This is a genomic window from Pararoseomonas baculiformis (assembly GCF_017813395.1).
In the GTDB taxonomy this organism is placed as follows: Bacteria; Pseudomonadota; Alphaproteobacteria; order Acetobacterales; family Acetobacteraceae; genus Roseomonas; species Roseomonas baculiformis.
On record NZ_JAGIZB010000005.1, the window covers coordinates 35,941 to 50,747 of the forward strand.

Genomic DNA, 14,807 nt, shown 5'->3' on the forward strand with positions numbered 1-14,807 from the left:
GATCGATCCGCCATGCTCCGCCGTAGCCTTCTCCTCGCCGCGCCCGGCCTCCTGCTCGCGCGCGGGGCCTTTGCCCAGGGCGCACAGGCCTTCGGCACCGCCGCCCGGCCGCTCCGCGTGGGCGTCACCTCCGGTGTCCATGCCCAGGTGCTCGAGCGCGTGCGCGACGCCCTGGCGCGCGAGAACTTCGTGATCCGCATCACGGAGTTCGCGGACTTCATCCAGCCGAATGTCGCCCTGCAGGGTGGCGACATCGACGCCAACACCTACCAGCACCAGCCCTTCCTCGATGCGCAGAAGCAGCAGCGCGGCTACGACTTCGTGCCGGTGGGCAAGACGGTGCTGACGGCGATGGCGGTGTTCAGCCGCAAGCACAAGCAGCTCTCCGAACTGCCGAACGGCGCCCGCGTGGCCATCCCGAACGACCCGACCAATGGCGGCCGGGCCCTGGTGCTGCTGGCCCAGGCCGGGCTGTTCAAGCTGCGCGCCGGCGCGGATTTCCGGGCCACCGTCGCGGACATCACCGAGAACCCGAAGCGCATCCGCATCGTGGAACTGGAGGCCGCGACCATCGCCCGCGCCCTGGAAGACGTGGATGCGGCGGCCATCACCGGCAACTACGCCGTGCCGGCCGGGCTGCAGCCCGGGCGTGACAGCCTGGCGGCGGAATCGGCCGAGGGGGCCCGGACCAACCCCTATACCTGCCTCGTGGTGGTGCGCCGCGCCGATGCCAACGCGCCCTGGGCCGCGAAGCTGGCCTCCGGCTACACCGATCCCTCCGTGCGGGAGTTCGTGCAGCGCGAGTTCGGCGGCGCCGTGGTTCTGGGTGTCTGAAACGAAAAGGCCGGGGAGGAGGCTCCCCGGCCTTTCGTCACTCTTTCGAACGGCCGGGCTTTCGCCCGGCCGTTCGCCGTTCAGCCCTGCGCGTCGGGCGAGATCACCATGCAGTTGCCACGGGCCCGCAGCCGGTCGCAGGCGGATTGCGCGGCATCACGCGAAAGGCCGGTGACGCGGGCGCGGTAGAGGGTGCCGCGGCCCTGGGGCACGGGCATCACGGTTGCCCGCCCATTGCCGGTGCCGCTGCGCGCCTGGCCGGCCGCATCGCGGGCCAGGTTCTCGCTGGCGAAGGCGCCGACCTGGATGGCCCAGCCACCCGCAACCGCCGCCGGGGTGGAGGGGACGCCGGCGCGAAGCACGCCGGGCGGCAGGTTGTTCTGGCGCATCAGCGGCGCCGGCAGCGTGCCGGCCTGGGCCGGGGCAACCAGGAAGCCGAAGCCGCCACCACGGCGCGGGGCCGGCTCGGGCATGGTCGGGCGCGCCTCGGCCGAAGCAAGGGCCATGGGGCGCGAGGGCGCGGGAGCATAGGTCTGGGCCGGGGTCGGAGCGGGCGGATCCGGAATCGGGTCCATCCGGGCCACCACCACCGGCGCCGGCTCACGCGAATAGGTGGAGCCGTCCGGGATCGGCTCCATGCGGATCACGTTCGGGCCGAGCGAGGCGAGCTGGGTCTGCACCGGCGCAGCCGCCGGAGAGGCGCTGGACGCATAGGTCGAGCCGTCCGGGATCGGCTCCATCCGGATGACGGTGCCGGCCAGCTGGGTCGGGCGGATACCGGGATCCACGGAACGCCGCTGCTCGCGCAGGGCCAGCATGGTCGCAGGGTCGCCGCTGCGGCGCGTCGGCGGGTTCAGGCCGATATCGGCGGCGGCATAGACCTCATCCGGCGCGCGGCGCCTGGGATGCGCGCCCTGGATCCGCGGCCCGATGCGGGCGACGTAGTTGCGCGTCTCGTCCGGCATCCGGCCGCCGGACCAGAGATAGTTCTCCAGCCGGCGCGGGCCACCATTATAGGCGGCCAGGAAGCCCGGCGACCCGTAGAGATCGTACATCTCCCGGATATAGGCGGTGCCCGCCATGATATTGGACCAGGGGTGGTACGGATCGTCCCCCAGCGCATGCTTGTTGTTCAGCTCGGCATAGGTGCCCGGCATCAGCTGGAGCAGGCCCATCGCACCCACGCGGGAGGTGGCCGCGACACGGCCGCCGCTTTCCTGGCGCATCACCTCGCGGATCCAGCGCTCCGGAACGTCGAAGCGCGCGGAGGCCTCACGGATATACGGTCCCCACGGATCCGAGGAAGGCCCGGGCGGGTCATAGCTGCTGGGACGGCTGGAAACCGCCGCGCGGGAAGAACTGGTGACGGGGCCGGTGTCCGGCTGGCTGCTGCATGCCGCCAGCGCGGCCATGACGGTCATCGCCGCCAGTGCCCGCGCACCCCGACGCATGACAGGTGCGTGCGCACCCCGAGCGATCAGGATCATCCCCCAAAACCCCCTGTCCTGTGGCCCGGCGGCCAAGTCGTCCGCCGGGTGCAGGAACCACCGCCGCCACGTCCCCACGCGGCGTCGCCGGCTCCCACCGGTTGCGATCAACTGTCGCACCGCCAGGGCTAACGGATGCTTGCGGCCACGGCAAGGAGACTTTGCGGCCGGCAGGCGGCAATATCCAGGCCGGGCGAGGTCATTCCGGTGCGCGCCAGCCCCCGGGCTCGGAATATCGGGCGGGACTGGTGTAGGATGCCGGCGCTGCCCCCGCGACGGGGCGGCACGCTATATTCGCTTGGCCGGAGGAAGAACCTGATGCCAATCCGCCACACCCGTTTGCCGGTCCTGCGCGCCGGCCTCGCGGCAGTGCTTCTCGCAGCCGGCCTCACGGCCTGCGCGCCCCAGAACACCGGCGGGGTCTACAGCTCGGCGGCCATGGGGCGCACGGCAGCGGTGTCCTATGGCACGATCGTCGGCACGCGCCCGGTCACGGTGCGGGGCGAGGGCGGCTCGACGATCGGAACGGCCGCAGGCGCCGTGGCGGGCGGCGTGGCGGGCTCCTTCATCGGCGGCGACCCGCGCTCCAACATCCTGGGCGGCCTCGGCGGCGCGCTGGTGGGCGGCCTGGCCGGCAACGCGATCGGCTCCGCCGTCAGCACCGGCCAGGCGGCGGAGTTCACCGTTCGCGAGGATACCGGCGGCGACTTCCAGGTGGTGCAGACGAATGAGGAAGGGCTGCAGGCTGGCGACCGGGTTGTGATCTCCCGCGGGGACCGCACCCGGATCAGCCGCGCGGCCGGTGGCCCGCCCGCTCCCGCCTATCGTGCCCCGGCCGGCTACGGTGCCCCCGCCGGCTATACGGGCGGCGCCTGGAAGTAGCCTCGGGTCAGGCGCCCCGGCCGCCGCTGGCCGTCGGGGCGCCAATCGTTGTATAGGCCCGCCAAATGCTCGCAGGCCCACTCCCCGCTTCCGAAACCTACGCCTTCGACGCGGCCGCGCCTCGCCGCGTCGAGGTCGCGCGCGACGACTTGCGGAAGGGCCTCGCCTCCTGGCGTCTGGCCTGGGCTCTCGCGCGGCTTGATCTCCGGAACCGCTACCGCGGCTCCGTGATCGGGCCGTTCTGGATGACCCTTTCGACCCTGCTGATGCTGATCGGGCTCGGGCTTCTCTACGCCCGGCTCCTCAACATGAGCCTGACCGAGTACCTGCCGCACCTGACCGTCAGCCTCGTGGTCTGGACCATCATCTCCGGCATGGTGACGGATTCCTGCACCACCATGACCAATGCCGAGGGCGTGATCCGCCAGCTCCGCGTGCCCTTCTCGGTGCATGCCCTGCGGAGCGTGTTCCGGAACGGGCTGACCGCGGCACACAGCTTCCCGCTGATCCCCCTGGTCTTCCTGGCCTTCGGCACCTTCCCCGGGGTGGAGGGGCTGCTCGTTGTTTTCGGGCTGCTCATCCTTCTGGTGAATGCCTTCTTCGCCGCGATGTTCCTGGGCATGCTCTGCGCGCGCTTCCGGGACATTTCCCCGATCGTGGCGAATGTGATGCAGCTCGCCTTCTTCCTAACCCCGATCCTCTGGAAGCCGGAGCTGCTCGGGGAAGGCGCGGCCTGGCTGCCCTTCAATCCCTTCTACACGCTTCTTGAAACCATCCGTGGCCCCCTGCTTGGCGGCGGCGGGGATCCGCTGGTCTGGCTGGCGGCCATCATCTACACGCTGCTGCTCGGCGCCGTGTCCCTGTCCTTTTTCGCCCGCTTCCGCGGGCGCCTGGCCTTCTGGGTCTGATTCCATGGCGCTGATCGAAGCGAATGACCTGCGGGTCGAGTTCCCGCTGTACCACCTCGCGGCCCGCAGCCTGAAGAAGCGGCTGCTGGCCCGCGCGGCCGCCCGCGTCCGGACGGACGAGTCGAATCGCGTGGTGGTCAGCGCGCTGCGCGAACTGAACTTCCGGATCAGCTCGGGAGACCGCGTGGCCCTCATCGGCCGGAACGGCGCGGGCAAGACGACCTTGCTGCGCTCCCTCGCCGGCATCTACGAGCCGGTGGGCGGCAGGATCCGGATCGAGGGTGCCATCGGCTCCCTGATCGATCCGGCGGCCGGCATGGACATGGACAGCACGGGGCGGGAGAATATCCGCCTCCGCGCCCTCTACCGGAACCTGGACGAGGCGGCCCAGGCCGCGCTCGAGGAGGAGGTGGTGGCTTTCGCCGGCCTCGGCGAGTTTATGGACGTTCCCATCAAGGGCTATTCGGCCGGCATGCTGATCCGGCTGGCCTTCGCCCTGGCCACGGCGATGCAGCCGCAGATCCTGCTGATGGACGAATGGTTCATGGCGGGTGACGCGAGCTTCATCGACAAGGCCGAAGCCCGCCTGGCAACCCTCGTCTCGGGCGCCGAAATCCTGGTGATCGCGACGCATGACATGGACATCGCGCGCCGCTGGTGCAATCGCGCCATCCGCCTCGATGCCGGACGGATCGTGGCCGACGGGCCGGTGGGCCCCGTCGTCGAGAGCATGCTGGCCCAGACGGCCTGAAGCAGGGAGGGGGGTTCCCCCCCGGCGGGCTGGCCATGATGGCCAGTAGCCCCGCCGGATGGTTGCCCCGCCTGAGGGGTTAAGGCCTGGCTAGGCCTTACCCTGCTGGCGCAGGCTGTTCACCAGCGCCTCGCAAACCCGCGCCAGCTCACCATCCGTCAGGGCCGGGAAGCTCGGCAGCGAAAGCCCACGCGCGGCGATGTCCTCCGCGATCGGGAAATGCTCTTCCCGGCGGTACATCGGCATATGATGCGCGGGGTAGAAAACCGGGCGGGTTTCCACGCCCACGGCCTGCATCTCGGCCATCAGCCGGTCCCGATCCGTGCCGGGCGGCAGGAGCAGGCTGACAAGCCAGTCCGCGCTCTCCACCCCCGCCATGGCCTGCTGGAAGGTGACGGGCATGCCTGCCAGCGATTCCTTGTAGATCTTCGCCACCCGGCGCTTGGCCGCGAGGATCTGGGGCAGCCGCTCCGTCTGAGCCAGGCCGATGGCGGCGCTGATATTGGTCATCCGGTAGTTGAAGCCCAGCACCTCATGCCAGTAGCGGCGGGTGGTGGACTGGCCCTGCCCCTTGGTCATCCGCATGGTGGCGGCCAGCGCGTCGTCATTCGTGACCACCATGCCACCCTCGCCGGTGGTCACGGTCTTGTTCCCGAAGAAGGAGAAGCTGCCGGCATGGCCGAAGGTGCCGACATGCTGGCCGCCGATGGTCGTCCCCAGCGCTTCCGCCGCGTCCTCAAGCACCTGCAGGCCGTGCCGCTGGGCGATGTCCATGATGGCGGCCATGTCGCAGGCCCCGCCATAGAGATGCACGGGCATGATGGCCTTGGTGCGCGGCGTGATGCGGCGCTCCACATCCTCGGGGTCCAGCAGCCAGTCCCCGCGGAGGCTCTCGGCGAAGACGGGGACAGCCCCTGTCTGGGCAATGGTGTTGACCGAGGCGATGTAGGTGAAGGCCGGCACGATCACCTCGTCGCCCGGACCGATACCCATGCAATGCAGGGGCAGGTGGAGGGCAACGGTGCCGTTGCAGACGGAAAGCGCATGCTTCGCCCCCGTCACTCCGGCGATGGCCGCCTCGAACTTGCCGATATAGGCCCCGATGGACGAGATCCAGGTGCTGTCCACGCAGTCGATCACATAGTCGCGCTCTTTGCCGGACAGGTCAGGGCGATAGACGGGAATGACAGGCTGTGCTGCGCGCACCGGCCGCTCCGCCTGAGCCGGATTCATCGCACCGCTCATGGTGACTGCGCCTCCGTAGCCGGACTATCCGCCGGCGAAACTGGTCTTCGGCTTCATAAACCGGATTCAAATCCGCCGCACCAGGGCCCGGCGGCGCATTTCTTGGCAGGTCCCGGGGTTTTCATCGCCGGAGTGGCGCGGCCGGCGCGCCTCCCACCCGCGCTTTCGCCGGAACGTCGCGCACCACCGCGGAGCCGGCCCCGATGACGGCATCCGCCCCGATGGTGATCCCTGGCCTGACAGCCGATCCCACGCCCACCAGCGCACGGTCTCCGACCGTCACATTTCCCGCCAGCGCGCAGCCCGGGGCCACATGGGCCGACACGCCGATCACGTTGTCATGCTCCACCACCGCGTTGGTGTTCACGATGGCCAGGGAACCGATCACCGCATCTGGCCCCAGGCAGGCCCGCGCCATCACCACGGCGCCATCCCCGATCCGGGCACTCGGGGAGAGCTGGACGGCGGGATGGACGAGGGCAGGCAGGGCATAGCCCATCGCCGCAAGCGCATCGCCGACGCGCTGGCGCAGGCCGTTGCCGCCGAGGGCGACGATGGCTGCCGCGGCGCCTTCCGCCCGGAGGCGGGGCAGGATGTCGTCGCCGCCGAGGACGGGCACGCCATGGATGACCGCCGCCGCCGGGTGCGGGTCCACCAGGCCGAGGGGCGGCGGGTAGCCGGCCGCGCGCAAGGCCTCGATCACCACCTTGGCGTGCCCGCCGGCCCCAATGATCACGACAGCAGGCAGTTCAGACACAGGATCGCTCCGTCAGGCAAGGAAGGCGGGTGGCGCCGGGGCCGGAGCCCCCCGGAGAGGGAGCGCCGGACCGGGCACGCGCCCTGCCGGAGGTCGCGCCAGCCGGGACGATGCGCGCCCGGCATGGCCCGCGCCTTGGCACCGCCTGACGCATCGCGTATCGCCGTGGCCCGATTTCCGCAATCTGCCCTGGCCTGCCCCTGGTCCCCGGACCGGCCGGCATGAGCCGGCGCCGCGCAGGTGCCTTCCCGAATGACCTACTGGATCGATGTAGAGGACCTGTTCGAATACGTCCTCGTCGCCCGCCGGCCGAGCGGCATTCAGCGCCTGTCCTATGAGCTGTACCGTGCCCTGCTGGCCGAAAGGCCGGGGGAAATCGCCTTCTGCCGGCATGACCGGATCCGGGACACGCTCCGGGCCGTGCCCTGGTCCGAGGTGGAGGCGCTTTTCCAGGACCTGACCCAGACCGCGGGCCGGAAGGCCCTCAGCGGCATGGGCGCCTCGGGCGCCATGACGCAGAAGCTCGGGCAGGCCGGCACGGCCCGCCGGCTGGCGTCCCGCCTGCCGGCGGATATCCGGCTTCCCATGGGCCAGGTGATGCGGAGCCAGGCCGCGGCGATCCAGGCCGGGGTCCTGCTCGGCCGTGGACTGATGGCCGCGCTGCGCCGCCAGCTGCGCCCCGCCCAGACCAGGCCGGGCCAGGATGCCGTGGCCGGCGGCGGGGACCTCAAGGCCCTGGCCAAACCAGGCGACATGCTGCTGATCCTGGGCTCCCCATGGTTCCGCACGGATTACGGCGAGCTGCTGGAGCGGGTGAAGCAGGCGACCGGGCTGGAGGTGTGCCTGCTGGTCTATGACCTGATCCCGGTCTTTCGCCCTGAGTTCTGCGACCCTGGCCTCGTGCGCACCTTCACCGCCTGGTTCCGCTCGACCCTCCCGGCGGTGGACCGCTTCTTCGCGATCTCCCAGGCGACGGCACGGGATCTCGAGCGCCTCGCGGAGCGGATGGGGCTTCGGCTTCCCGGCCCGGTGCTCACCCTTCCCATCGGCAGTGGCTTCGGCCAGATGCCGGATGCCAGCCAGGGCCGCACCGCCCGGGTGAAGGCGCTGCCTCCCGGCTTCGCGCTCTTCGTTTCCACGATGGAGGCCCGCAAGAACCACCTGCTTGCCTTCCGCGCCTGGCGGCAGCTGCTGGAGGAGATGCCGCGTGACCAGGTGCCCAGCCTCGTCTTCGCCGGGCGGATCGGCTGGATGGTGGCGGACCTGCTGCAGCAGCTGGAGAACTGCCAGTGGCTGGAGGGCAAGGTCGTGCTGGTGGATGATCCCACCGATGACGAACTGGCCGCGCTCTACGCCGATTGCCGCTTCACGCTGTTCCCCTCCCATTATGAGGGCTGGGGCCTGCCCGTGACCGAGAGCCTGGCCTTCGGCAAGCCCTGCATCGCCTCCTCGGTGACGTCGGTTCCAGAAGCGGGCGGTAGCTTCTGCTTCTACCACCACCCCGAGGACGTGCCCGAGGCCGTGGAGATCCTGCGCCGCATCCTGTCCCATCCCGGGGAGATCAAGGCGCTGGAGGACCGCATCCGCACCGAGTTCCAGCCGGTGCCCTGGTCGGCCACGGCCCGGGCCCTGCTCTCCGGGCTGGAGGCGCCCCAGGTCCCGGACTGAGGGGAGGCGCCGCAGCCCGGCAGCGCCCACAACCCCGCTGCGTTGGGCGGAATGTTCAGACCTTTCCCGACCTGCGGCGTTCGGGCTCCGTCGGGTCCGGAGAACGCCATGTTTGATGAAGCGCTGAACCGCCTGGAATCCCTCGGCGAAGGGGCCGCTGCGATCCTTCCGGGCCTGCTGGTCGGTATCGTCGTGTTCGCGCTGGGGCTGCTGCTCGTCCGGGGAATACGCGCCGGGGTGACCCGGGCCGCGTCGCTGCGCGAGGCCTCCGCCGGGTCCGCGCTCGTGCTCGGCCGCATCGCGAGCGGCGTGGCGACGATGGTGCTGTTCCTGATTTCGGCCTCGATCGCCTTCCCCTCCGTCTCGGCGGCCGATCTCTTCAACCTGCTGGGCATCGGCGGCGTCGCCATCGGCTTCGCCTTCCGCGACGTGCTCCAGAACCTGCTGGCGGGCGTGCTGATCCTGCTGACCCGCCCCTTCCGCATCGGGGACCAGATCCGGCACGGCGAACAGGAAGGCACGGTGGAGGATATCTGGGTCCGGGCCACCGTGCTGCGCACCTATGACAACCGCCGCATCCTCATCCCCAACGCGTCACTCTTCACCGACAAGATCGAGGTCATCACGGCCTATGAGAAGCGCCGGCTGCAATTCGCGCTGACGATCGGGAACGGGGATTCGATCGGCGAGGCGCGCGAGGTGATCGTACAGGCCCTGCGCGGCACCCCAGGCGTCCTGGCCGATCCGCCCCCGGAGGCGCTGGTGACCGGCCTGGGCAGTTCCGGGGTCGACATGGTGGCACGGTTCTGGATCGACCCGCCACGCCGGCGGGAGGCGGTGGACGCGCTGGACAAGACCGTGGAGTCGGTCAAGCAGGCGCTGACCGACGCTGGCATCGACCTGCCCTTCCCGACCTCCCAGGTGCTCTGGCACGACCAGACCGAGGAGGCGGATGGCGACCGGTCCCGCCAGCGCGAGGGATGGCCCGCCGGCCGTGCCGGCGGCACAAGGCCGCGCTGGATGATACTGCGCCAGGGGAAGGACACGGCTTCCACCCCGGAGGCGCAGCGATGAGAATCAGGCCCGGCGGCCCGGCCCCGGGCCGCGTGCCCTAACCCGGCCCGGCGACCCGGCCCCGCCAATCCGCCAGCACGGTGGCCAGCGTGTCCTCCCAGGGGATGACCGGGGCCCAGCCCAGCGCAGCCCGGGCCCGGGTGCAATCGCCGAGGACACGTTCGACATCGGTCGGCCGGAGGCGCGACGCCTCCTGCTCCACCTCCACCCGAAGACCGGACAGCTCCAGCAGGGTGTCCAGCATGTCGCCGATCCGGCGCGGCGTGCCCGAGCAGATATTGAGCGCCGTGCCCGGGGCAAGGGAGGCAGCCCGCTGCAGGGCTTTGACATAGGCAGCGCAGACATCCCGGACATCCAGGAAGTCGCGCCAGCGGTCCAGCGCGCCGGTCCGCAGGATGGGGGGTTGCAGCCCCGCCTCGATCCGCGCCAGCTGGTGGGCGAAGGCCGCGACCACGAAATCGTCCGACTGGCCGGCCCCCGTATGGGTGAACAGACGCATCCGGATGGCGCGCAGGCCGCGAAGCGCCATTTCGCCCAGGGCCAGGTCCGCCGCGGCCTTGCTGGCGGCATAGGGATTGGCCGGGGAGGGAAGCGTGTCCTCCGAAACCGGCGCCCCCGCCTTGAAGGCCAGGCCATAGACCTCGCCCGACGAGGCCATGATGAAGGTCGCCTCCGGGGCTATCCGCAGGACAGCCTCCGCGAGGGCGACCGTGCCCATCAGATTGGTGCGCCAGACCGGGAGCGGGTCCCGGAAGGAGGACCCCACAACGGCCCGGGCGGCCAGGTGCACCACGGCATCGGGGCGCGCCCGGGACACCGCCTCGGGGATCGCGGCGAGATCATCCAGGTCCAGGGCCAGGACTTCATCCGCCCCCGGAACCGGTTCCTCGCCAGGATGGCGCGTGGCGCCGACAAGGACGGCGCCGGGAAAGGCGACGCGCAGCGCGGGCAGCAGATGGCGGCCGACGAAGCCGCCGGCTCCCGTCAGCAGGATACGCCCGGGCTGCGCCACGCCGGCTAGCGCATCCGAGCCCGGTGGCGGGCCAGGTCAGCCTCGACCATTTCCTGGATCATGTCCTCCAGGCTCGCCTCGGGAGCCCAGCCGAGCTTCTCGCGGGCCTTGGAGGAATCGCCCAGCAGCACATCCACCTCGGCGGGGCGCATGAAGGCCTGATCGACCTTCACGAATTCCTCGTAGTCCAGCCCGACATGCGCGAAGGCGATGCGGCACATGTCGCGCACCGTGACCGTGCGCCCGGTGGCCACGACATAGTCGTCGGGCACATCCTGCTGCAGCATCAGCCACATGGCCTTCACATAGTCCCGCGCATGGCCCCAGTCGCGCTTGGCGTCCAGGTTGCCCATGGGCAGTTCGCGGGCCAGGCCCAGCTTGATGCGCGCCGCGCCATCCGTGACCTTGCGGGTCACGAACTCGATGCCGCGCAGCGGGCTCTCATGGTTGAACAGGATGCCGCTGCTGGCATGCAGGCCGAAGCTCTCGCGGTAGTTCACCGTCATCCAATGCGCGTAGAGCTTGGCCACGGCATAGGGGGAGCGGGGGTAGAAGGGCGTCTTCTCGCTCTGGATCGGCTCCTGGATCAGGCCGTACATCTCGGAGGATGAGGCCTGGTAGAAGCGCGCCTTCGGGGCGGCGAGGCGCACCGCCTCCAGCATGTTGCCCGCGCCCAGCGCGGTGACCTCGCCGGTGAGCAGCGGCTGGTTCCACGAGGTCTTCACGAAGGACTGGGCGCCGAGGTTGTACACCTCGTCCGGCTTCACCTCCTGCAGGATCCGCAGCAGGGAGGACAGGTCGATCAGGTTCCCGTCCATCATCTGCACGCGCCCGGCGATGCCGAGCCAACGCAGCCGCTCGTCGATCACGTCCCCCGAGGAGGATCGGCGCAGAAGGCCAAAGACCTCATAGCCCTTGTCGAGCAGGAGTTGCGACAGGTAGGCCCCGTCCTGTCCGGTCACACCGGTGATAAGCGCGCGCGGCATCTGTTCCAATTTTACTGCGGTTCAGGCCGGTCGCGTTTAACCCCCTTGCGCCGCCACTGCTAGAGGCAGCCGTCAGGCCGGCTCGGCGAGGCCGAGCGCCGACCTGTAGTCCGGCGGCGGAAACCGGACTGCGGGCGGGTGGCGCAAGGCCGGGTCAGCCTCGATCCGGCGCAGGGCGGCGGCGGCGCCGTCGATGTCGGGCTCGGCCCAGCGGGCCTCGGGCAGGTCATAGGTATCCTGCGGGTCATGCGCAGGAATCAGTTGCCAGCCAACGGCGTGGCAACCCGGGCCATGCATGAAGTCCGTGTTGCCCGACCACCCCGTGGCGACCACGGGGCGCCCAAGTTCCATCATCTCGGCGATCGCGAAGCCATAGCCCTCCGAGCGGTGGAGGGAGAGAAGCACGTCGCTGGTGGCCATCAGGGCCCAGAGATCCGCGCGCGAAAGGGCCGCATCAATCACGCGAATGTTAGGGTGCCGTGCCGCCGCATCCGCCACCGCCTGCCAGCTCGGCCCCGCCTTGGCGGCACCATGGGTCTTGAGAAGCAGGATATGCCCGGGGTCATCGCCGAAAGCGCGGGAATGGGCCTCGATCGCGCCCAGCGGGTTCTTCCGGGCCAGGGATGAGGTGGCGTCGAACACGGTGAGGGTGACGAAGGCATCCTCGGGCAGGCTGAAATCCGCACGCCCCAGGCTGGATGGCGCCGGGCTCGGCAGCGGATAGGGAACCACCCGGACCGGTGGGCCGCCCGGCCTGCGGCAGGCCGCGGCCACGAATTCCGTGCCCGCCCAGATCTCGTGGCAGGCGGCAAAGCCGCGCTCCCAGTCTGGCGGCAGGATGGGCAGTTCCCAGTTCCAGACGCCGATCACCCTTTTCCCGGCGACCGCGCGCCGACCCAGCGCCAGGAGCGCCCAGGGCAGCATCGGGCCGTTCACATGCACCAGCAGCGTTCCGGCCCCCGGCGGGATCGCGGGCGGCGGCCCTGGGGGCCCCTGGCGCAACGGGCCGGTCAGGTCCGCCTCCCCCACCGCGATACCCTGGGCGCGAAGGCCAGCGGCGAGGCGCCTCGTCGCGGCACCCAGCCCGGTGGTCGCGTTGAAATAGCCCGCGACGGTTACGGGCAGAGCCGCCGCCGGGGCAGGCGAGGCGATCCGGGGAGCCAGGGCGGCCGTGACCGAGAAAAGCGCTTCCCGCCGGGCGGAGCGCGGCAGGAGCGACCAGAGTCGGTGTAACACGCTCATGGGCTGGTCCTTCGCAGGTCTTCGAGCCATCGCACCAACATCCCGGCCTGGGCATCCCAATCCGTCAGCCGCGCCCCGGCGGCCCGGGCACCCGCTGACAGGGCGGCATGGCACAGGGGGTCGAGCAGCTTGGCCATGCATTCCGCGAGGGCGGGCGCCGAGGCTTCCCGTGCCAGCAATCCGCTGCCGCCATGCTCAAGCTGGTCGGACAACCCGCCCACCGGGGTGGCCACCACGGGCACGCCAAGCGCGAGGGCGATGGGCAGCACGCCGGATTGGCTCGCTTCCCGATAGGGCAGCACCACGCTCCGGGCGGCCGCGATCAGGGTCGGCATCTCGTCATCGGACACCCAGCGCGCCTCCACCGTGACGCCTGGCAGGTACGAGAGCCCGGGCGCGCAGGCTTCCGCATCGCCCTCACCCACCACGCGGAGCGTGACGCCGGGATGGCGGCTTCGCAGGGCGGCAAAGGCGTCCCTCAGAAGATCCAGGCCCTTGTAGGCGCGAAACCGGCCGAAGAAGAGGAAGTCCGCCACCGGCGCCCCGGGCGCTGCCGTGGCAGCGGCCGGCAGATGGGCGCCCAGGGGAAGGCGCAGGATCGGCAGCCCCGGGCGCCGCGCCGCGATGGCCCGCTCCACCGGCTCCGAAAAGGTCACCACCCCCGTGGCGGCATCCAGTTCGCGGCCCAGGCGCCAGTTCCAGGCCAGGGCGGGATCGCCCGGATGGGGCACGGCGTCATGGATCATGCTGACGAAGGAGATTCCCGCGCGCCGGAGCGCGGGGGCGACAAAAGGCGTCCAGACATGGTTCATGGCGGAGACCACGACATCTGCCCCCATCTCGCGCGCCTGCCGGACCAGATCCGCGCGGAGGCCCGGCAGGCGAGCCAGGCCGAGCACGGCCCCGGCGGGGCCGCGAAAGGTCTCGATCGTTTCCAGGGGCACGCCGAGGGCGCGCATCTCGGGCAGCAGGCTGTTCCGCCCCGCCAAGGAGAGGCCGAGCGTCACGCCGGGGCGCCCGGCCAGCCCGCGCGCGAGGCAGAGGGCAAACTGGGCTCCCCCGCCGCGTCGGCCCCAATACCAAAGCAGGATGCGCATGGGATGCGCCCCTAACACCCGCATCGCATCCGGAAAAGCAGGGCGGCCCCGAATGCAGGCCCTTGGCGCCATGCGGGTGCTGCGGCATAGCCGCTGGATGGTGCCGGGCCGCATCCTCGCCGTGTTCTGCCTCCTCCTGGGCCTTCTCCTGATGGGCCAAGCCCGGGCGGAGGATGTTCCCGCATGCCCGCCAGCGCCGCTCCAGCTCCTCCATCTCCCCCGTCTCGCCCAGGCCCTGGCTGAGGGACGGGAAGCGCGCATCCTCGCCTTCGGCAGTTCCTCCACCCAGGGCGCCTATGCCTCCGCCCCCGACCGGACCTATCCGGCCCGGCTGGAAGCGGCGCTGCGGCGCGAAGGCCTTGCGGTGCGGGTGCTCAACCTTGGCCGTGGCGGGGAGGATGCGCTCGAGATGCGGGCGCGGCTGGAGGCCGATGTGGTCGCGGCGGAGCCCGACCTGGTCATATGGCAACTCGGGGTGAACGGCGCGATCCGCGAGCACAGCCTCACCCGGTTCCGCACCTTGCTGCGCCAGGGTGTCGCACGCATGCAGGAGGCTGGGGCCGATGTCGTGCTCATGGACAGCCAGCGGGGCCCATGGGCCCGGGCCCATGCGGTGCTGCGGGACGCCTTCGACGGCGTGCTGGCCGAGGTGGCGCAGGAACGCGGCATCCAGCTCTTCTCCCGCAGGAAGATGATGGATGCCTGGGCGGCCGGCGGGACGGCCGATGCGGCGGTGATCGCCCCGGATGGGCTGCACCATAACGACCGCGGCTATGCCTGCCTTGCCGAGGCCCTGGCGGCAGGCATACGCGCCGAAATGCCTGTATCGCGATAAGCGCCGATGATTTACAATCCATAGTTGCA

General features: G+C 70.6%; 14 protein-coding genes. 7 read left to right on the top strand and 7 right to left on the bottom strand.

Going from position 1 to position 14,807, the window contains the following annotated elements:
* Positions 1-12: 12 nt before the first annotated feature.
* Positions 13-834 carry a MetQ/NlpA family ABC transporter substrate-binding protein gene (locus tag J8J14_RS06300; RefSeq protein WP_209378628.1) on the top strand — a complete coding sequence of 274 codons (822 nt, stop codon included), beginning with the start codon at positions 13-15 and terminating at the stop codon, positions 832-834.
* 80 nt (positions 835-914) lie between these two features.
* Here the strand turns inward: J8J14_RS06300 and J8J14_RS06305 are convergent, their stop codons facing one another.
* Entirely contained in the window at positions 915-2,285 is a 1,371-nt protein-coding gene (locus J8J14_RS06305) for a transglycosylase SLT domain-containing protein (protein WP_245215495.1), read from the bottom strand.
* Positions 2,286-2,639: 354 nt separating this feature from the next.
* Between J8J14_RS06305 and J8J14_RS06310 the strand changes: the two genes are divergently transcribed.
* The 3 genes from J8J14_RS06310 to J8J14_RS06320 all read left to right on the top strand — a co-directional run bounded on the left by J8J14_RS06310 (position 2,640) and on the right by J8J14_RS06320 (position 4,862).
* A complete protein-coding gene (locus J8J14_RS06310) occupies positions 2,640-3,203 on the top strand; it encodes a glycine zipper 2TM domain-containing protein (RefSeq protein ID WP_245215496.1) in 564 nt (187 codons plus the stop codon).
* Between the two features lie 65 nt (positions 3,204-3,268).
* Entirely contained in the window at positions 3,269-4,111 is an 843-nt protein-coding gene (locus J8J14_RS06315; RefSeq protein WP_209378630.1) for an ABC transporter permease, read from the top strand.
* Between the two features lie 4 nt (positions 4,112-4,115).
* Positions 4,116-4,862 carry an ABC transporter ATP-binding protein gene (locus J8J14_RS06320; protein WP_209378631.1) on the top strand — a complete coding sequence of 249 codons (747 nt, stop codon included), beginning with the start codon at positions 4,116-4,118 and terminating at the stop codon, positions 4,860-4,862.
* Between the two features lie 90 nt (positions 4,863-4,952).
* Here J8J14_RS06320 and J8J14_RS06325 read toward each other — a convergent pair whose 3' ends face one another.
* Positions 4,953-6,107, bottom strand: coding sequence for a DegT/DnrJ/EryC1/StrS family aminotransferase (locus tag J8J14_RS06325; protein WP_245215497.1), 1,155 nt, complete (start codon positions 6,105-6,107; stop codon positions 4,953-4,955).
* Positions 6,108-6,228: 121 nt separating this feature from the next.
* Positions 6,229-6,843 (bottom strand): acetyltransferase, encoded by a 615-nt coding sequence (locus tag J8J14_RS06330; RefSeq protein ID WP_209378632.1) that lies wholly within the window; start codon positions 6,841-6,843, stop codon positions 6,229-6,231.
* A 273-nt stretch (positions 6,844-7,116) separates the two neighbouring features.
* Between J8J14_RS06330 and J8J14_RS06335 the strand changes: the two genes are divergently transcribed.
* Positions 7,117-8,532, top strand: a complete 1,416-nt coding sequence (locus tag J8J14_RS06335) for a glycosyltransferase family 4 protein (protein ID WP_209378633.1) — start codon at positions 7,117-7,119, stop codon at positions 8,530-8,532.
* Positions 8,533-8,640: 108 nt separating this feature from the next.
* Complete coding sequence (locus tag J8J14_RS06340; RefSeq protein WP_209378634.1) at positions 8,641-9,606, top strand: mechanosensitive ion channel family protein; 966 nt, start codon at positions 8,641-8,643, stop codon at positions 9,604-9,606.
* A gap of 37 nt (positions 9,607-9,643) precedes the next feature.
* On the opposite strand, the gene J8J14_RS06345 is transcribed toward J8J14_RS06340, so the two are convergent.
* The 4 genes from J8J14_RS06345 to J8J14_RS06360 form a co-directional block, all read right to left on the bottom strand.
* Positions 9,644-10,618 carry a GDP-mannose 4,6-dehydratase gene (locus tag J8J14_RS06345; RefSeq protein ID WP_209378635.1) on the bottom strand — a complete coding sequence of 325 codons (975 nt, stop codon included), beginning with the start codon at positions 10,616-10,618 and terminating at the stop codon, positions 9,644-9,646.
* Positions 10,619-10,623: 5 nt separating this feature from the next.
* Positions 10,624-11,604 (bottom strand): GDP-mannose 4,6-dehydratase, encoded by a 981-nt coding sequence (gmd, locus tag J8J14_RS06350; protein ID WP_209378636.1) that lies wholly within the window; start codon positions 11,602-11,604, stop codon positions 10,624-10,626.
* A gap of 72 nt (positions 11,605-11,676) precedes the next feature.
* On the bottom strand, positions 11,677-12,846 hold the full coding sequence (locus J8J14_RS06355) for a glycosyltransferase (RefSeq protein WP_209378637.1): 1,170 nt from the start codon (positions 12,844-12,846) through the stop codon (positions 11,677-11,679).
* On the bottom strand, positions 12,843-13,943 hold the full coding sequence (locus J8J14_RS06360; RefSeq protein ID WP_209378638.1) for a glycosyltransferase family 4 protein: 1,101 nt from the start codon (positions 13,941-13,943) through the stop codon (positions 12,843-12,845). The genes J8J14_RS06355 and J8J14_RS06360 overlap by 4 nt, the downstream gene beginning before the upstream one ends.
* A 52-nt stretch (positions 13,944-13,995) precedes the next feature.
* On the opposite strand from J8J14_RS06360, the gene J8J14_RS06365 reads away from it, so the two are divergent.
* Complete coding sequence (locus J8J14_RS06365) at positions 13,996-14,778, top strand: SGNH/GDSL hydrolase family protein (RefSeq protein ID WP_209378639.1); 783 nt, start codon at positions 13,996-13,998, stop codon at positions 14,776-14,778.
* The last annotated feature ends 29 nt before the right edge of the window (positions 14,779-14,807 follow it).